Genomic DNA, 1862 nt, shown 5'->3' on the forward strand with positions numbered 1-1862 from the left:
AGGAATGCACAAGGTATGCGACTCGTGCTGGCCAGGCCCACGGTTGAACCACTTTGTCACTGTTGCCAGGCCGGAAGAGGATATCTCCTCTACGGGAAATGTCTCACCAATCATGGATTTAATGTCCTCGATCTCATTGGGCTCAAGGAAGTCGAACAGCTCCATCTGCAGGTCGACGACTCTGACGAGGTTGCCGATACGTATGGTTTTTCCGTTTGCGTCGGTCGTTGTGATGTCTTCCATAGATGCCTAACACCGGAATTAAGCCGACCCGCGAAGCGGGTTCGGCTTGAATGAATTGTTAGGCGCTGCCACGCTGCTGTTGAGTCGCAAAGGCTAGTCCTCGACGTTGTGTCTTGCCGGTAATCAGGTTGAGCTCTGAGGTGGAGTCATGGTGCGCGATGGTGGCCGCTAGAGGAAAGCCCTGTCCTCCGACCTTTTGCCAGCAGGAGAAGAACCAATCTAAGAGCTCTGTAGTAGCGATATGCCAAGGATCGCTATCAGGGCTCTCAGACTCTAGTTGGTCCTCGAGGTCTGCTGGATAGACGCAGTCAATATTAATTAGGGCCGAATCAACCGGGCTTGGATATGTGGCTTGTCCGTCAACATAGACAAAGAACTCACAGTTTTTTTCATCAAGGAAAAAAGCCCGTACCGGGAACTCCGAGGTGAACCCATCACTGAAGATTTCAAAATCTAGCGCGACGACCTGATCCGGGTACTTATGCGTGACAAGGGAGCTCAGGACTGGAATGAGTAACGTATCGAGCTGCGAAAGACTCGAGCGAACTTGTAGTTGAAATGTCTGTTCAGAAATGGACATTGATAAAGCGCCTAACACCAGAATTAAGCCGACCCGCGAAGCGGGTTCGGCTTGAATGAATTGTTAGGCGTTATGGCCGACCGGCCCCAACACCCGCTCTGCAACACTAAGGAAGTCCGAAAGTTGAGCTGGATCCCCGCTACCGCCATCGCCCCAGACGGTCAAAGAAAGGTCTCCAAGCAAGTCCAGCGTGCTGCTCTCGCCGCGAGCATTGTATTGCTCGACAAATTGAATAAGCAGCATGTACGCCTGTTCTAGAGTGAGGGTACGCTGAAACTCCGGGTCGCTAAGCTTACGCATGCGAGGCTGCTTCTCCATGACGCCTAACGCCTGAGTTAAGCCGWSCCGCGAAGCGGSWTCGGCTTGAAYGAATTGTTAGGGCGCATCCGCGTGACCAAGCGACGTGCCGTCTTGGACGTAGTAGATGGTTTGGACGCCCTCGTACAAATCCCTAATCTCAAACGACAGCTTKTGCGTGCAGAGGCACGTTGCGGCAGCTTCAGAAGGAGATTTTGTCGATAAGGAAACCGTCGCTGCGCTGCGCCACACCCTTAGCTCAGGTTTGTCCGGGACATGAGCGCAATTTAGCTCTGCCGTAACGTCCAAGGTGACCATGTCGCCGACGCGGCTTGCCTGCACAACAGCAGCCTTGTCCWCAGGGATCTCGCTCTCACAGGTTTCTACATCCGACTTGAGCGAAATCTCTCCGGCCAAGACACTGATCGGAGCAAGTGATGCTGAGAAGGCGATGGCTCCGATTGCTATAAGTTTCATATGCGCCCTAACACCTGAATTAAGCCGACCCGCGAAGCGGGTTCGGCTTGAATGAATTGTTAGCGGGCAAAGACGCGCCAATGCAGCACCTGCTGCCCGCCTTGTTGTACTGCTACCGCTGCAATGATCGGCACCGAGCCGGTCGCCGCGGTGGGACTGGGGCAACTGTAGTAGTTATAACCGGCCCCTAGCTCGGGCATCCAATCCCGGGAGAATGCTGGCTCAGAGAACTCACCTGCATCTGCATCCCGACACGAAGTAGGGG

Annotated in this window: 4 protein-coding genes; all 4 read right to left on the reverse strand. The window is 54.1% G+C overall.

The window, feature by feature from the left end; all coding sequences use genetic code 11:
- On the reverse strand, positions 1–243 hold a 243-nt coding region (locus tag AC04L7_RS17870; RefSeq protein ID WP_475513589.1), incomplete at its 3' end, for a hypothetical protein.
- Positions 244–301: 58 nt separating this feature from the next.
- A complete protein-coding gene (locus AC04L7_RS17875; RefSeq protein ID WP_436000713.1) occupies positions 302–823 on the reverse strand; it encodes a hypothetical protein in 522 nt (173 codons plus the stop codon).
- A 63-nt stretch (positions 824–886) separates the two neighbouring features.
- Positions 887–1123 carry a hypothetical protein gene (locus tag AC04L7_RS17880; RefSeq protein WP_436040771.1) on the reverse strand — a complete coding sequence of 79 codons (237 nt, stop codon included), beginning with the start codon at positions 1121–1123 and terminating at the stop codon, positions 887–889.
- Between the two features lie 533 nt (positions 1124–1656).
- Positions 1657–1862: hypothetical protein (locus tag AC04L7_RS17885; protein ID WP_475513590.1), on the reverse strand; the 206-nt coding region annotated here is incomplete at its 5' end.

The organism is Pseudoxanthomonas sp. LjRoot204_2 (assembly GCF_056175765.1).

What these genes read in the sequence shown, in the direction of transcription:
- AC04L7_RS17875 (WP_436000713.1), bottom strand. Translation starts at nt 823, where the DNA reads ATGTCCATTTCTGAACAGACATTTCAACTACAAGTTCGCTCGAGTCTT.
- AC04L7_RS17880 (WP_436040771.1), bottom strand. Translation starts at nt 1,123, where the DNA reads ATGCGTAAGCTTAGCGACCCGGAGTTTCAGCGTACCCTCACTCTAGAA.